General features: G+C 64.8%; 13 protein-coding genes. 4 read left to right on the forward strand and 9 right to left on the reverse strand.

Annotation, left to right across the window (positions count from 1 at the left end):
* Positions 1-9: 9 nt before the first annotated feature.
* The 7 genes from QQ658_RS06595 to QQ658_RS06625 all read right to left on the reverse strand — a co-directional run bounded on the left by QQ658_RS06595 (position 10) and on the right by QQ658_RS06625 (position 6,221).
* Positions 10-1,596 carry an ABC transporter permease gene (locus QQ658_RS06595; protein WP_286026852.1) on the reverse strand — a complete coding sequence of 529 codons (1,587 nt, stop codon included), beginning with the start codon at positions 1,594-1,596 and terminating at the stop codon, positions 10-12.
* Positions 1,593-2,387, reverse strand: a complete 795-nt coding sequence (locus tag QQ658_RS06600) for an ABC transporter ATP-binding protein (RefSeq protein ID WP_286026853.1) — start codon at positions 2,385-2,387, stop codon at positions 1,593-1,595. Before QQ658_RS06600 ends, QQ658_RS06595 begins: the two co-directional genes overlap by 4 nt.
* Complete coding sequence (locus QQ658_RS06605) at positions 2,384-3,421, reverse strand: ABC transporter substrate-binding protein (protein ID WP_286026854.1); 1,038 nt, start codon at positions 3,419-3,421, stop codon at positions 2,384-2,386. The genes QQ658_RS06600 and QQ658_RS06605 overlap by 4 nt, the downstream gene beginning before the upstream one ends.
* Positions 3,422-3,504: 83 nt before the next feature.
* Entirely contained in the window at positions 3,505-4,413 is a 909-nt protein-coding gene (locus QQ658_RS06610) for a nucleoside hydrolase (protein WP_286026855.1), read from the reverse strand.
* Positions 4,414-4,533: 120 nt separating this feature from the next.
* Positions 4,534-5,181: a hypothetical protein gene (locus QQ658_RS06615; RefSeq protein ID WP_286026856.1), complete on the reverse strand. Its 648-nt coding sequence runs from the start codon at positions 5,179-5,181 to the stop codon at positions 4,534-4,536.
* Between the two features lie 6 nt (positions 5,182-5,187).
* On the reverse strand, positions 5,188-5,328 hold the full coding sequence (locus QQ658_RS06620; RefSeq protein ID WP_286026857.1) for a hypothetical protein: 141 nt from the start codon (positions 5,326-5,328) through the stop codon (positions 5,188-5,190).
* Positions 5,316-6,221: a hypothetical protein gene (locus tag QQ658_RS06625; protein ID WP_286026858.1), complete on the reverse strand. Its 906-nt coding sequence runs from the start codon at positions 6,219-6,221 to the stop codon at positions 5,316-5,318. Before QQ658_RS06625 ends, QQ658_RS06620 begins: the two co-directional genes overlap by 13 nt.
* A 179-nt stretch (positions 6,222-6,400) precedes the next feature.
* Between QQ658_RS06625 and QQ658_RS06630 the strand changes: the two genes are divergently transcribed.
* The 4 genes from QQ658_RS06630 (at position 6,401) to QQ658_RS06645 (ending at position 12,822) form a co-directional block, all read left to right on the forward strand.
* On the forward strand, positions 6,401-7,210 hold the full coding sequence (locus QQ658_RS06630; RefSeq protein WP_286026859.1) for a hypothetical protein: 810 nt from the start codon (positions 6,401-6,403) through the stop codon (positions 7,208-7,210).
* A 62-nt stretch (positions 7,211-7,272) separates the two neighbouring features.
* Positions 7,273-8,742, forward strand: coding sequence for a DUF3375 domain-containing protein (locus QQ658_RS06635; RefSeq protein WP_286026860.1), 1,470 nt, complete (start codon positions 7,273-7,275; stop codon positions 8,740-8,742).
* On the forward strand, positions 8,732-9,475 hold the full coding sequence (locus QQ658_RS06640; RefSeq protein ID WP_286026861.1) for a DUF4194 domain-containing protein: 744 nt from the start codon (positions 8,732-8,734) through the stop codon (positions 9,473-9,475). Before QQ658_RS06635 ends, QQ658_RS06640 begins: the two co-directional genes overlap by 11 nt.
* Before the next feature lie 2 nt (positions 9,476-9,477).
* Positions 9,478-12,822, forward strand: a complete 3,345-nt coding sequence (locus tag QQ658_RS06645) for an ATP-binding protein (protein ID WP_286027053.1) — start codon at positions 9,478-9,480, stop codon at positions 12,820-12,822.
* Positions 12,823-13,027: 205 nt separating this feature from the next.
* Here the strand turns inward: QQ658_RS06645 and glpK are convergent, their stop codons facing one another.
* Entirely contained in the window at positions 13,028-14,548 is a 1,521-nt protein-coding gene (glpK, locus tag QQ658_RS06650; RefSeq protein ID WP_286027054.1) for a glycerol kinase GlpK, read from the reverse strand.
* Between the two features lie 60 nt (positions 14,549-14,608).
* Positions 14,609-15,418, reverse strand: a complete 810-nt coding sequence (locus QQ658_RS06655; RefSeq protein ID WP_286026862.1) for an MIP/aquaporin family protein — start codon at positions 15,416-15,418, stop codon at positions 14,609-14,611.
* Positions 15,419-15,683 lie beyond the last annotated feature (265 nt).

Genomic DNA, 15,683 nt, shown 5'->3' on the forward strand with positions numbered 1-15,683 from the left:
AGTGAGATGTCAGTCGGTGAGTCCGAAGCGGCTCGTGACGAGTTTGTCGAGCCAGCCGATGGCGCTGTATGCGATCAGTGCTACCACGACGAGCAGCACCCCGGAGGCCCACAAGGTGAAGTAGTCGGCGTTGATGGACGACTGGGTCAAGATCTGGCCGAGCCCTTTGCCGGTGGCCAGCCATTCGGCCAGGGTCGCGCCGCTGATGGCGCCCGGCACCGCGATGCGGGCCGAGGCGGTGATCGAGGGCAGCGCGTATTGCAGTCGGACGAAGCGGGCCGCCTGGCCCGAGGTCCCGCCCGATGCGCGGATGACGTCGACGGCGCCTTCGGGTGCGGTCCGCAGACCGGTTTGCACGGTGACCAGGGTCGGAAAGAAGGTGACCAGGGTGACCAGTACGGTGACGCCCAGCAGGCCTCGTCCGAAGATCAGCATCAGCAGCGGGGTCAGGGCGAGCAGCGGAACCGAACGCAGCACGACCGCAACCGGCATGATGGCCTTGCCCAGCGCCGGAACCGCAACGAACAGCACGGCGCAGCCCACGGCGATCACGGTGCCGACCAGGAAACCGACCACGGCGTCCAGCAGGGTTTGCCCGAGCCCGCCGAAGAAGACGCCCCAGAACTCTGCGGCCGGGGCACCCGACTGCAGGTTGCCCGACACCAGGAAGCCCGCGATCTCGAGCGGCGTCTTGGTGAAGAACTGCGGCAGATCGAACACCGAACGCAGCGACTGCCAAAACCCGATCAGCAGGACGAAGGCGACCAGGCCCGCGATGAGGCCTTGAATACGGCCGATTCTCGACGTCTCGGATCCTGCGACCGAGGTGCCCACCGAGGCACCCTTGCCGGCCCACGGCACGATGACCTTGGCCAGCAAGCTCACCAATCCGTAGCCGAGCGCCGCCAGCGCTCCGATGAACACGGCGATCGCCCAGGTGCGGTCGGTCAGGAAGGATTGCTGGGAGGTCACGATGATCGCGCCGAGACCGTGATCGGCGCCGAAGAACTCACTGATGACGGCGCCGAGAATCGCGGCCGGGATGCCGATCTGAAGGCCGGAGACCAGCTGGGGCAGCGCGCTGAACGTGCGCACGTAACGCAGCCTCGCCCAGTTGCGTCCGCCGCTGGCGGTCACCACATCCATCGACGCCTGGTCGGCCGAGCGCAGCCCGAGCAGCAGCCCGGTGAGCAGCGGGAAGTAGATCTGCAGTGCGGCGACCACCACGCGGGCGGTGTCGGGCGGCAGCGAGACGATCAGGATGGGCGCGATCGCCACGAAGGGAATCACGTGAATCACGACGGCGACCTGCATGATCACCGGCTCGCTCACCGGCCACAGCAGGCAGATGCAGGCCAGCGGGATCATCACCAGCAGCGTCCAGCCGAGACCCTTGGCCGCGATGGCCAGGGTAAATACGGCGTTTGAGGCGAGCAGACCCCAGTCGCTCAGCAGTTGGTGAATCAGCGTCCACGGGTAGGGGACGATGCCGCTGGACGAGAATGTCAGCGCGACCAGGCACCAGGCCGCCAGCAGAACGACGATCGTGACCGCACCGGTGGTGAATCCCTTGCCCGGGCGACGTGCCTTCGTCATGCCGCGTCGGCCTTCGACTGCTCGCGGGCCGAGAACAGCAGATCCGACAACTTGTCGCGCAGCGCGTGGAACTCGGGGGTCTTCTGAGTCGCCGGGGTGCGCGGGCGCTCCAAATCGACCGGGACCTCTTCGAGAATGCGGCCGGGACGGGCGGCCATCACGAAGACCCGGTCGGCCAGGAAGACCGCTTCGTCCAAGGAGTGGGTGACCAGCAAGGTGGTCGTCGGACGCTCGGTCCAGATGCGTTGCAGCTCCAGATTCATGGCCTGCCTGGTCATGTCGTCGAGCGCGCCGAACGGCTCGTCCAGCAGCAGGACCTTCGGCTCGAGCACGAGCGACCGCGCGATCGCGACGCGCTGCCGCATGCCGCCGGACAGCTGAGAAGGACGCGCATCCTCGAAACCCTCCAGGCCGGTCAGTTTCACCAGATCGGCGATGGCCTTCTTGTTCACCGATCGTCCCGCGACCTGCAGCGGAAGAGCGATATTCGCGGTGACCGAGCGCCAGGGCAGCAGCGCGGCGTCCTGAAAGGCGACGCCGATCTCGTGGGAGGCCTGAATGACGTGCGGGGGGACCCCCAGCACCCGCAGGCTGCCGGCAGTCGGGTCGTCCAGGCCGGCGAACATCCGCAGCAGGGTCGACTTGCCGCAGCCCGATGGGCCGATCAGCGCGGCGAACGATCCGGGCGGCGTGACGATCGTGACATCGTCGAGAGCCTGGACGACGCTGCGTCGGCCGGCGAAATGTTTGCTGACGCCTTGGGTCGCCAGGCCCTGGACCGGTTCGCTCACGCGAACGCCTCCTCGCCGACCGAAAGATCGAAGATGTCGGTGGCCTGCACCTTGATGTCGTTGGCATCGTAGAAGGTCTGCAAATCGGCCAGACTGGCGTCGTCGACCTTCAGCAGTCCGGTGTCTTCGGTGTTGGTCTGCAAAATCTCCGCCCACACTTCGGCGCCCTTCTGCTGCGACTCGAGATCGAGACCCAGCTGCTGGCCGTAGGCGTCGTAGATCTGCTGCGCACCGGCCTGCGGATCGGCAACCGCGTCCTCGGCGCCTGCTCGCATAGCCTTCAGGACGGAAATGATCTCGGCGCGCTCCGTCTCGTCGGCCAACGACGATTCACGGACCACGATCACGCCGCTCCACCGGTTGTAGCCGTAGTCACCGAGCGGAATGGTCTTGACGTCGAAGCCCTGCTCTTCGAGCACGACCGGCTGATTGGCCAGGCTTCCGGTGATCGCGTCGACCTCGCCCGACGCCAGCGACGCCGGATCGGATCCGGTCATCACCTGTTCGATGTTGTCCATGTTGACACCGACGAAGTTGAAGAATCCGGGGTAGACCGGCATATCGGTCTGCGACATGCCCAGCTTCTTGCCCTCCAGATCCTTCGGCTCGTTGATGCCGGAATCGGCCGAGGTGACGATCGCCGAGGTCGAGGTCTGGAACTCGGCACCGATCGCCACCAGCCCGGACCCCGCCTGCACCGACTTGGCAAAGATCTCTGCCGACAGCAGCCCGACCAGGGCGTTACCACCCGCGATCTGCGCGTCCATGTTGACATCGGGGCCGCCGGGGAGCACCTCGACGTCAAGCCCCTGCTCGGCAAAATGCCCGTTCTCCTGGGCGAGCAGCACGGGCATGTTCTCGACGTTGGGCAGCCAGCCCAGCTGCACCGAGACCTGCTGCGTGCCATCGGAGGCGGTGGTCTCATCGCCCGAACCGGAGCAACCGGCCAGGGCGGTGACGCTCAGTGCCGCGAGGGCAACGCCGGCGCACACACGGCGGGAGATACGGCTGATCGTGGGGGAGAGATGCGGCATGTTCGCTCCTGAATCATGGTGATATTGACCGTTCCCCGGATGCGGGCACGGTGGTCGGTGGTTGTCAACGGCGGTACGGCAAGCTACACGGTCAGGGTTTCGACCAGCGCTGGGCGGTCGAAGTCATCAATGATTCGGGAAGGGGAGCGGTCGCCGGTGGCGTCTCGCTCGTCAACGACAGTGACGCCGTGGGCAAGACCTCCATCGTGGACGACCTGGATGCGGTGCGATGTTGCGCCCGAGACGATCTCGGGGCGAAGCGCGACAGCCATGGCCAGCGGGTCCGCGCGTCCGAAATAGTCGCGTTCGGTGTAAGCGGGATCGTTGGCAGCCTGATGCTCACTGATGGCGCGCAAGACGCCGGCCTGACGAGAATCACCCGACCAGAACCCGTCGAACTCGGCGCGGGTAAAGTGGTAGCGCAGGCACAGATCCCAGGTGATGACCGAGATGCCGTGCATCCGGGCGAAGACGGTCTCGGCCGCGGCCGGATCGACGAAGATGTTGAACTCGGCATTAAGCGATGCGTTGCCGTGCTGAGCAGGGCTGCCGCCCATGATGGTCAGCCGGGAGACCAGATCGGGAAGCCCAGGTTCCAGGCCTAGGGCGAGAGCCAGGTTCGTCAGCGGTCCGAGAGCGACGATCTCCAGTTCACCCGGGTGCTGATGTGCCAGCTCAATGATCTTCACCGCTGCCGGGGTGTCCGGCACGTCGATCTGGACGTCGGGTCGCGGGTAGCCACCGAGCCCGTTGTTGCCGTGAATGTGCGCGGCCTCCACCGGCTTACCGACGAGGGGGCACGCGGCTCCCCGGAAGACGGGAACCTGGGGTGCGAATTCGCTCATCAGCCAGCAGGCATTGGCGGTCACCGTGTCGATACCGAGGTTGCCGGCCACGGTGGTGACCACCAGATCCTCTGGGTTCACCAGTTCTGTGGCGATGGCAAGTGCATGCGCGTCATCCAGCCCTGGGTCGGTGTCGATGACAAGCACGAATGCCTCCTGAACGATCGCAACGAGCGTTAATTTAGCAGCAATCTCACCAGCCGGACGCTCGCGTCCGCCGCCGGAAACATGACCGTAACCGGCGTGTGGCTCAAGCGCGAGGTCACCTCATCGGCCGAGCCAGCCGCGGTCGCCGATCACGGTTGATTCAATTGTGGTGGGGGTGGCGATCACCAGCGCTGCCTGGTCGGTGTCCTGCTCCGCAATCAGGACGACCGTGCCGTCCGTAGCCTGCCCGACCGACTGCGGTGCGCTAAAGAGCTGCACGGAGTCCACGGCTCGGCCGGCAGTCAGATCCCAGAGCACCAGGGTCTCGCTCTCCTCCAAGATCACGAAGCCCGCATCCGCTCCCACAGGCCAACGGGAATCGGGCCAGCACACGATCGAAGAATCCTCGAACCCGGGGATGTCGCGGACGTCGAGTTCGGTACCGTCGGGCAGGGTGGCCCTGTCTTGGGTCAAGTGTTCGGGGCTGGCGGTGAAGATATTTTGCGAGGTGCCTGATGGCCCATGCAGCAAGTTGTGCCATTTCTCCTCGATCTCGGACGATGCGGGCCCGGCCGTGGTCGTGCCCAGCGGAATGCTCATGAACCGGCCCGAAGCGGTCAACGCCACGATCGCACTGTCATCGGCGTCCAATGCGTAGGCGTCCAGCCCGGCGATGAAGTCGGCGCCGAGCCCGGCGATCTCGTCCGGCCGGGCGATGATGCGCCCAGATTCCGCCTCCAGGATCATCAGCCCGCGCTCGGTCGTCAAATAGACCTAGTCGCCGCCGATCGCCAGCGCCTTTGCCGCGGGCACCGGGTAGTCCACGAAGAGTCGCGTATCCCACAGCCGTTTGCCGGTCTCGAGGTCGAAGGCTTCTACCTGCGCGCTGGTGCCTCCCGAACTCAGCCGGAACACGTCGATGTGCCCGAAGGTGTCGGCGGCATAGGTGACGACGGCGACCTGCGCACCATTGACCTCGCCCGTGGCGATGTCGTTCGCCGCGTCCGATTGCTCCGGGCCTGCCACCCAGCTGACCAGTCCGATGATGCCGCCCGTAAAAGCGAGCGCCACCGAGGCCCACAGGGCGATCCATCCCTTGCGCGGGAACTTCCACGGACGATAGGTGGGGCCTGGTCGTCGGGAGTGCGCAGCCCGTCGGGGACAATCACCGGCTCGTCCACGTCGCTGAAATCGATAGGCGCCACGTAGTGTCTGCCGGGTTTTCCCGGGTCATACCAAAGCCGGAACGCGTCGCCCACATCCGGCATTCGGGATGTCCTGAACGATGCCTCACCGGCCGCACGGGCCAGTCGTCCATTCTCGTCGAAGTATTGGACGACGTAGTCAGCCGCCTGATAGATCACGATTCCCTCCGAGCTGCCGTAGGACAGCTCCACCAGGACGCCGACAGTCTCGCGTCCGTGAGTGAACAGCCACCGGCGACGGAAATGCCTGATCCAGATGAGTACTCCGAGCACCGCTGCGGCGGCGACCATGCCGGCCGGCACCCACTGTGGCGCTTGAAACAAGATCGCCCCTGCCGTGCACCCGAGCGCCCCGCCGAGCAATCCCACCGCCGTGCCCGGCAGCAGGGACACGTCAGGGCCGGGAGTCATCATCCACAACCCAGCGAAGATCACCAAACAGGTCACCGTGATCACCGTGGCGAAGCCATCACCGGGCAGATAATCGGTCTCGGAGACCAGGCCGATCAACAACGCGAGAAATGCGCTGCCGGCAAACGTCAACACGCCTCCGACCGCCGCGACCACTTTCCGGGCCGGGCTGAGACGAGTAGGCATCGACATAGCGGGATTTTAAGGTATCCGGGGCCATCGGTCCGTGTTACGAGAGCCGAGGGAGGATGTGCCGGCGGCCATGCAATTCATAGGAAACTCAAATATGGTTCGCCGCCTAATCCACATACGGTGGACGTAGTCGTGATGTGAACGCAGACCAGCAGGGGCTGGTTTAAGGAGAACAGAAATTGGCCGGATCACAAGGTTCGAGCACTGGCGCGCCCGCTGCCAAGGCCGAGGCGGTGAGGGCCTCCGGGGGATTGCGCCCGTCTGATGTACTGGCCGGCGCGCTTGCCTCGGCGATCGCCGCGATCGTCGGTGGCACCCTGGGTGCCGTGGGCAGCGTGGTGAGTGCCTTCATCGTCAGCATGGTCTCGGGGATCGTGCTGCCGCTGCTGAAACGCCCACTGCATACCGGTGAGGAAAAGCTTCAGTCGTTGAGCAGCACACGTCAGCAAAAGTTGGGCAAGTTGAAGGGCACCGGCGAGGTGTCGTCCGGCAGCACCAAAGCGGCCGCCGAAGGTCAGGACGCGGAGCCTGCCGCCACTCCCGAGGAGGCCAAACAGCGCCGCAACCGCCGCATCAAGATAGCGGTGATCACCGGGCTGGTCGGCTTCGTAATTGCCTTCGCCGCCATCTTCGCGATCCAGGCGATGTCGGGGCAGTCGCTGTCGACCGGCACCGGCGAGATTCACGAAAAGGTCAGTGGAACAACGCTGAACGGCTCGTCGTCCAGCGGTTCGACAACGACCGGCCTGCCGGCCGGTACGGCGACCGCGGACCAGACCTCCACCGGTCAGCCTGAGGCGACCTCTACCGCCACGGGCACCTCCACCAGCACCGCTACCGGCGAGCCCACGCAGACCGCGACGAGTGAGCCGACAGCCACCACCGAACCGACCGCGACAGGAGTCGAGCCACAAGCCGGCGAGCAGCCAACCGCGGGAGGCCGCGCAGCCACCGGCGCTCAGCCCACGATCGCGGCGACCGAAGGCTGATCCTGCGATCCGCCGATGCGCCCGCGCTGCGGCCATCGGCGGATCGGGCTATCGTGTTGCGAATGACGAACACGCGAGCCGAGGCCGCCTACCGGCGTTCCATCGCGGCGTTCAAGAACCCCACCCTTGATCTTCTGCACGGACGCTACGCACCCTTCGTGGTCGCCGTATTATCGACCATCTTCACCGCCGACCGGGCGGTGGTGGCGGTGGCCGACGCACACGCCGAGATCGACGAACTCATCGATGAGCTTCACGAAGCAGGTGATGCCGCATACGAGCGCGGCATGCCCACCGGAACCGCCCGCGACATGTGCCGCTATTGGGTGAAGGTCGGCTGGCTCGGCTACCAGATCGAGAACGACATCGAGGTGTATCGGCTGACCGCTCATGCCGTCGGTGCCTTGGAGATCGCGGGCCGCGCGAGTGGTGGCCGCACTCGAGTGACGAAGTCGCGCATCCGGACCCTGATCGACGCGATCGGGGCCCTCAGTGACGATGCCGAAACCGATCCGGCCGCCCGGCTGGCGAAACTTCAGGCCCAGCGCAACCAGATCGAGAACCAGATCGCCCAACTGAGTGCCGGCCAGGTCACACCACCGGACGACGAGCAACTGCTCGAAGAGGCAGAGAACATCGTCCACCTCGCCCGCGAATTGCCCGCCGATTTCGCGCGGGTCGCCGAGTCGATCAAAGCCATGCAGCGCGACGTGGTGACAGACCTGCGCCAAGACATCCGGCCCACCGGCGAGGTACTGCGCGAATACCTGCAACGCGGCCAAGATGTCATGGAGTCCACTGCGGAGGGACGCGCGTTCGCCGGCGCCCTGGCCTTGATCGGCGATCCCGAACAGATCGACCGGCTGACCGGCCAGCTGCATGCGCTGCTGGTGCAGCCGTTCACAGCCGTGATGGATCCCGGTCAGCGTGCCGAACTCGCCGCCATCGCCCGAAGGATCGAACAAGGCGTCTGGGACGTTCTCGAAACCCAACGCCAGGCCTCCCATGTCATCACCACCCAGGTACGCACTCACGATCCCGTCCGCGACAGGCAGATCGATGACCTGCTGCGCACGGTGATGTCGGGCTTACAAGCCTGGATGCAGGTATCGAGACCCGGCGAACGGGCCGAGCCGGTGCGCAGCTTCCCGGTGGCCGATGTCGGGCATCTGCGACGCTCGCTCAGCGAACTCGCCCCCACCGATGCTCCCGAACCGTTGCAGGATGCCACCGACGTCGAGTTTCTCGACGCCGAGTCCACCGCCTGGGGTGGGCCGAACTATCCCAGGCTCGAGTCGTATGTCCGCGGCCTCGGCCAGACCTTCGACGTGGCCGAGGCGTTCGAAGGAGCCGACGACACCGACAGGCGGCCGGTCGATCTGCTCGGGCTGCTCGAGATCGCCCACCACAATGGCATGACCGAGCAAGAAGAGGTGTCCACCGTCGAGGCCCTGCGTCCGGACGGCAGCCGCCGCAGATTTGCTTTCGGGGCCGTCAACGCGCGAACCACCAAGGAAGACGATGTCAACTGAGCAAGCTGATCCCACGGCTTTCGTCGATCCCGTGCCGATGGAAGGCGATCCGGATTCGCTATATCCGGGCGACCACGGCGTGCTCGATCTGGATGAGCGGCGGGTGCTCGTCCGGCTGCTGCAACGCAGGTTTCTGCTCGCCGAGCGCAATCCGGACGACTGGAAGGTGCTGGTCGCCTCCCAGCTGCGGATCGAGTCTCACCTCAATGACCTGTTCGTGCGGCTGATCGTCGATCACTCCCGAGGGGTCGCCTATAAGGAGCAGGTGCGCTCCGACGACTTCGACGTGCCGATCCTGTTGCGCGACGATGCCTACACTCGCGCGGAGACATTGGTGCTGGTCTATCTGCGCACCATTTACCAGCGCGAGTCCACCTCCGGTGAGCAAGCCGTACGAGTGGATGTCGAGGAGGTCGAGCAAACCGTGCTCAGTTACTTCTCGGACGCCGACGGAAACACCGCCAGAAGGCAGAAGGCCATTCGTTCGGCGATCTCCCGGCTGGAGCGCGACGGGCTGCTGGACGAGGAGTCCGAGGGACGCTACCGGATCAGCCCGATCGTCGAGATCGTGCTCAGCGCCGAACGGCTGCGCGAGCTGAGCGAATGGCTGCGTGACAGGACGGCCCGCCGGGCCACGGACAACGGGCCGGTGCCCCCGGATTCGGCTGCCGGTGGGCATGATGCCAGCACTGCGGACACCAGCAAAGATGCTTCGGAGGATGACGAACTGTGACCATGCTCGACACCCTCTTCGGGCTCATCCCGGCTGCCTCCAGGGGCCAGCAGTGGCTCGCCGAAGACCTGCAACTGGTGAACTGGGGCGGCTACGACGGCTATCACCGGGTCCGATTCTCACCCACCGCCACTCTGCTGTGCGGCAGTTCCGGCTCGGGCAAATCCACTCTGATGGACGCCTATATCGCCTTGATGATGCCCCACACCACGCCCTTCAACGGCGCGTCCAATGGGGGAGTGCAGGGACGCCCGCGGGGAGTGGATCAGCGCAACATCGTGTCGTATGGCAGAGGCAAACTCGATGAATCGCGCACTGCACAGGGCACCAAGGTGCGGGTGCTGCGCGGCGACGGCACCGACACCTGGACGGCGGTGGCGATGACCTGGGCCGACCATGACGGTTCCCGGTTCACGGCCGTCCGCGCCTGGTATCTACCGGCCACCGCCCGAGCGCTCGAAGACACCGTGCGGGTTCGCGCCACTATCGACGGCGGTTTCGATCTGCGCGAGCTCGAAAGGGCCGCGACCCAACGGCTGAATGATGCGTCCGTGCGGTCGGGCGGGCTGACAACTTTCGGCACCGAGCGGGAGTTCGCCGCGAAGCTGCATTCGACGCTGGGCATCGGGGCGGCCGGGGCCGGCAGCAAGGCGATGAGCCTGCTGGCCCGCATTCAGGCCGGCCAGCAGATCACCACGGTCGACGAGCTCTATAAGCGGATGGTCCTCGAAGAGCCTGAGACTCTGCAGGCCGCGGACGCCGTCGTCGAGCACTTCGATGAACTCGAATCCACCCGGCAGCGGATGATCACCGCCCAGCAACAGGTGCGCACGCTGGCCCCGATTCGCGGGCTGAAGGTGAAGATCGAGTCCGCCGCCGAGAGGTTGCGGCTGATCGACGAGCTGGGCCGCTTCGACGATCCCCGCTCACTGGCGTCACTGTGGCAGGCAGAGCGCCGCCTCGGTTTGCTGCGTGAGGTCGAGCAGGAGTTGCGCGATCAGAAGCTTCGCGCCGATGAACTCGTCCGCAACAAGGAGGCACTTGCCCGGGCGGCTGCCGCCGAGCGGGACGGCTTGAGCGAGGTGCTGCGGGCCTCCGGCGGCGACCGGCTGGAGACCGCCCAGCGTGAGCTTCGCGACGCCGAGAACAACCTGCAGACCGTGCTGGACAATCGCGCGAAGCTGGACGAAGCCCTCGGCGCGCTGGGAACCGAGATCACCTCTGCCAAGCAATTCGGCGAGCTGGTGGCCACCGCCACCTCACAGCTCTCCAATCCGGACGCCAAGAATGCCGCGTTGACGAGCTACGCCGAGGCCGAAGCCACCCGACGGTCGGCCGAAGCAAAGCTGACCGGGCTGGAATCCGAACGCTCACAGGCGGGGCTGCGCAACGGCAACATTCCCGCAGGGCTCGACACGTCCAGGAATCTGCTGGCGGAGGCGGCCGGGCTCAGCCCCGATGAGCTGCCGTTCGTCGGCGAGCTGATCGAGGTGCGGCCCGAATTTGAACCGTGGCGTGAGGCGTTCAATCTGGCGCTCGGCGGTTTCGCCACCACGCTGCTCATCGACCGCTCCAAGTTGCGCGACTTCCGCACAGCCATCAATACCGTGCAGACCCCCAAGCGGCTGCGCTATGAAGGCGTCGAAACGGGGCAGGATTTCGGTGGCCAACTGGATGCCCGCACTCTGCCCGGACGCCTCGACTACCGCACCGGCCCGTTTGCCGGCTGGCTGCGCGCCAAATTGAGCGACCGGTTCGGATTCGTCTGCGTCGGCTCGGCCGATGAGCTGTCCAGACACGCGATGGCCTTGACCATCAACGGCCAGACCTCGCAGGGCGCCAGGGGAGCGCACGGCGGGCATGGCCGGGCCAATGTGCTCGGATTTTCGAACCAGCGCAGGGTGACCCAGCTCTCCGGCCAGATCGACGTGGCCAGGCAAGATCTGGTGATGGCCATCGATGCCGTTGACGAGGCGAAGCGTGCGCTTGGCCGGCTGGACGATGTTCAGCAGGCGTACCGCATCGTCCGCGGGTTCAGCTGGGATCAGATCGATGTGGCCCGCGCACAGGCCGAACAGCAGCGCTGGTCCGGCGTCCTGGAAGACCTGACGCAGGGCAATCCGAAGATCGCCGAACTGCGTGCCCAGATCGCCAAGGCTGGCGAGAAGGTGAATCGCTGCCAGCAGGAGATCGGCCGGGCCCGCACCAAACAAGAGCAGGTGCAAACGCAGTGGGCCGAAATCACCGACGAGGTCGATCAGGCCCAAGCCATGCTGGACGACGCCGAAGACGCCGGACGCGCGCTGAGCGAGGCCCAGTCACACTATCTCGATCAAAGCTTCGATCTGACCGAGGGAGCTGCCGCCGGTTCGCACAAAGCCCGTTTGACCAGGTTCGATGCGGCGCTGACGACGGCGGCGAGCAAGTTGTCGTCCGATCAGGAAACGGCCCAGCAGAGCCTCGCAGACCAACGAGAGACGCTGCGCCGCACCCTGACCTCATTCGTGGAGCGCTGGCCCAACCCGAACCTGCTCGTCGATCCGGATACCTCGATCAACGACTTCGAGCAGATCCTCACCGACCTGGAATCAAGCGGCCTGCACACCCTCGAGCGCGATTGGCGGAATAGCCTGCTGAAACTGTCAGGAAACGACCTGACCAATCTGGATTCGATTCTGAGCCGATCGTTGCGGGAGATCCGGGAGCGCATCGAGCCGATCAATCTGATCATGCAGGATCTGCCGTTCTACGACGACAACCACCGGCTACAGATCACCGTCCGGGAGACCGGGTCGAACCTCAGGCAGCAATTCCGCCGGGAATTGCGCGCGGTGCGTGAACTCATCGCTGCCGCCGAGACCGACGAGCAGCGGGAGGCCTGCTTTGCCCGGATGGCGAAGCTGATCAACCGGATCCGGCGTCAGGCGCCCGACTTCGCGGACCTTATCGATGTGCGCAACCATGTGCGGGTCAGCGCCGAGCGCGTCAATGCGACGACCAAGGAGCATGTCGCTCTGTACGACCATATCGGCGAGAAATCCGGTGGCGAATCCCAGGAACTCGTCGCCTTCATCGTCGGTGCCGCCTTGCGCTATCAGCTGGGCGATGCCGGATCGTCGCGGCCGCGTTATGCCCCGGTCTTCTTGGACGAGGCTCTCATCAAGGCGGACGCGCACTTCACCGAGCGGGCGATCGGCGCTTGGCGGGGCCTCGGATTCCAGCTGATCATCGGCGCACCCAACGACAAATACTCGGCGATCGAGCCCCACGTCGACGTCGAATACGACATTCTCAAAGACACCCACGGCAGATCGTGGGCGAAACCGAAGGTCGCGCTGCCGGCCTAGTAGACATCAGCGCTCAGCAGGCGCGCCACTGCGGTTGCCGGTTGTGACCCGCGAGCAGTGCGGACCGCCCAAGACAGCCATCGCGACTCAACAGGGCGACACAGACAGACAGCCGGGCCCGGGGAACGACCTGTGAGTCGTTCATCCGGACCCGGATTTGTCTGCCGGCCGCCATCAACTGCGGCCGCGGTCAACTAGTCAGCCGTCACTCGACGACGTCGTCGTCGACCCAGTCGAGGGTCTTCGACACTGCCTTCTTCCAGTTGCGGTAGAGACGCTCGCGCTCGGCCTCGTTCTCCTCACCGGACTCGGGCTCCCAGCGCTTGTCCTCGGCCCAGTTCGCGACAACATCCTTTTCGCCTTCCCAGAAGCCGACCGCGATGCCCGCGGCGTAGGCCGCGCCCAACGCCGTGGTCTCTGCGACCACCGGACGCACCACATTCACGTCCAGCTGATTCGCCTGGAACTGCATCAACAGGTTGTTGGCGGTCATTCCGCCATCAACACGCAACTCGGCCAGCGGCACACCCGCGTCCGCGTTCATGGCCTCCAACACATCCCGGGTCTGGTAGGCGGTTGCCTCCAGCACTGCGCGTGCCAGATGGCCACGGTTGCAGAAGCGGGTCAGGCCCACCACCGCGCCGCGGGCGTCCGAACGCCAGTAGGGTGCGAACAGGCCCGAGAAGGCCGGCACGAAGTAGGCGCCGCCGTTGTTCTCGACCGATGCGGCCAACTCCTCGATCTCGGGAGCCGACGCGATGATCTTCAGATTGTCGCGCAGCCACTGCACCAGCGAACCGGTGACAGCGATCGAGCCCTCGAGAGCGTAGACCTGCTTCGCGTCCCCGATCTTGTAGCAGACGGTCGTCAGCAGACCATTCTTCGAGAAGACGGCCTCCTCGCCGGTGTTCATCAGCATGAAGTTACCGGTGCCGTAGGTATTCTTGGCCATGCCCTTCTCGAAGCAGGCCTGGCCGAAGGTGGCGGCCTGCTGATCACCGAGGATGCCCGCGATCGGGGTATCGATGATGAGGCTTTCCTTGTCACCGTTCGCATAAACCTCGGAACACGACCTGATCTCGGGAAGCATCGACATCGGGATGCCCATGGCCTCACACATGCCCGGATCCCACTCCAGAGTGCGGATATCCATCAGCATGGTGCGTGAAGCGTTGGTGACATCGGTGATGTGCAGGCCGCCGTGCTGGCTGCCCGTGAGATTCCAGATCACCCAGGAGTCCATGGTGCCGAATGCCAGTTTGCCGGCCTCCGCCTTCTCGCGGGCACCCTCCACATTGTCAAGAATCCACTTGATCTTCGGTCCGGCGAAATACGTCGCCAGCGGCAGGCCGACGATGTCCTTGAAGCGGTCGGGGCCCTCGTCCCCGGCCAGTTCGTCACAGATCTTCTGGGTGCGGGTGTCCTGCCAGACGATCGCGTTGTAGATCGGTTCGCCGGTCTCGCGGTCCCAGACCATGGTGGTCTCGCGCTGATTGGTGATGCCGACGGCGGCGATCTGGTGACGGTTGATACGAGCCCGGGCGAGGGCCTGGCCCATCACCTCGTTGACGTTGCTGCGGATCTCGTCCGGATTGTGCTCGACCCATCCGGCACGCGGAAAGATCTGCTCATGCTCGAGCTGACCGCTCGACACGATCTGGCCATCATGATTGAAAATGATGGCCCTCGTGCTGGTAGTTCCCTGGTCGATTGCCATGATGAACATTTCAGTCACGTTGATTTACTCCTTTGAAGTGTTGAAGTTCTGGTTGACCGCCGGTTGGCTTTACTTCGCGACCAGCTGGAAGAAGGGCGCCGAATCGGCCGGCAGAGTGCCCACGGCAAGATAGATCGGCACGATGATGATCGCGGCCAGGATGCCACCGCTCAGCGGGCCGGCGATCGGAATCCAGGCGTAACCCCAGTCGGACGAGCCCTTGCCCTTGATGGGAACGATGGCGTGGATGATGCGCGGGCCGAGGTCACGGACCGGGTTGATGGCGTATCCGGTCGGGCCACCGAGCGAAGCGCCGATACCGACGATGATCAAGGTCACACCGAGAGGCATCCATGCGTTGCCGTTGGGATCTTGCAGACCCGCGACGATGACCCAGCCAACCAGCACGAAGGTAGCAATGACCTCGGTGAGGTAGTTCCAGAACGGCTTGCGAATCTCCGGTCCGGTGGCGAAGGTGCCGAGCTTCAGCGCCGGATCGACATCCTCGTCATAGTGGTTCTTGTAGGCCAGCCACGCGAGGAAGGCACCGAGCAACGAGCCGAGAATTTGCGCAACCACGTACACACCCACGAGCGCCCAGTCGATCGAATTACCCAAGATAAGTTCACGGACGACCACCCCGGCGGTGACGGCGGGATTCAGATGCCCACCGGTGGCGCTGGCGAAATAGACACCGGCCATAACCGCAATGCCCCAGCCGAAGTTCACGAAGAGGAAGCCGGTTCCATTTCCTTTCGTTTTCCCGAGCAAATTATTAGCGACAACTCCAACGCCCAAGAGCAGCAGGATCGCTGTCCCTACGAATTCTGAAATAAAAGCCTCTCCAAGAGAGGAGACGACCAGGGGTGTCAGAAACATCCGGTATTCCCTTCCTCATAATCCTTGCGGCACCTCGATTCGGCAGGCATCTCGTGGCCCGCCTCTTCTCGGCATTCAGGATTTGTGTTCTTCTGGGGTCGATCCCAGAAGATTTGTGGTGAATCCGGACTTACTTTCGTTGTACAAATCCACCGACAACCATCATGCCAAGAAAACGCGGAGCCGAGCAATAGCTGGACCCCGCTTTAGGGCGCGTGTCTCGGCCGAGGCGCCAGGGGCCGGAACCGGCGTGACGAACAGGCCG

It is taken from the genome of Propionimicrobium sp. PCR01-08-3, from assembly GCF_030286045.1.
Taxonomy (GTDB): domain Bacteria; phylum Actinomycetota; class Actinomycetes; order Propionibacteriales; family Propionibacteriaceae; genus Brooklawnia.

Excerpts from the sequence above, each read along its gene's own strand:
- QQ658_RS06595 (WP_286026852.1), bottom strand. The coding sequence starts at position 1,596 with ATGACGAAGGCACGTCGCCCGGGCAAGGGATTCACCACCGGTGCGGTC.
- QQ658_RS06640 (WP_286026861.1), top strand. The coding sequence starts at position 8,732 with ATGTCAACTGAGCAAGCTGATCCCACGGCTTTCGTCGATCCCGTGCCG.
- glpK (WP_286027054.1), bottom strand. The coding sequence starts at position 14,548 with ATGTTCATCATGGCAATCGACCAGGGAACTACCAGCACGAGGGCCATC.
- QQ658_RS06625 (WP_286026858.1), bottom strand. The coding sequence starts at position 6,221 with ATGTCGATGCCTACTCGTCTCAGCCCGGCCCGGAAAGTGGTCGCGGCG.
- QQ658_RS06655 (WP_286026862.1), bottom strand. The coding sequence starts at position 15,418 with ATGTTTCTGACACCCCTGGTCGTCTCCTCTCTTGGAGAGGCTTTTATT.
- QQ658_RS06605 (WP_286026854.1), bottom strand. The coding sequence starts at position 3,421 with ATGCCGCATCTCTCCCCCACGATCAGCCGTATCTCCCGCCGTGTGTGC.
- QQ658_RS06635 (WP_286026860.1), top strand. The coding sequence starts at position 7,273 with ATGACGAACACGCGAGCCGAGGCCGCCTACCGGCGTTCCATCGCGGCG.
- QQ658_RS06645 (WP_286027053.1), top strand. The coding sequence starts at position 9,478 with ATGCTCGACACCCTCTTCGGGCTCATCCCGGCTGCCTCCAGGGGCCAG.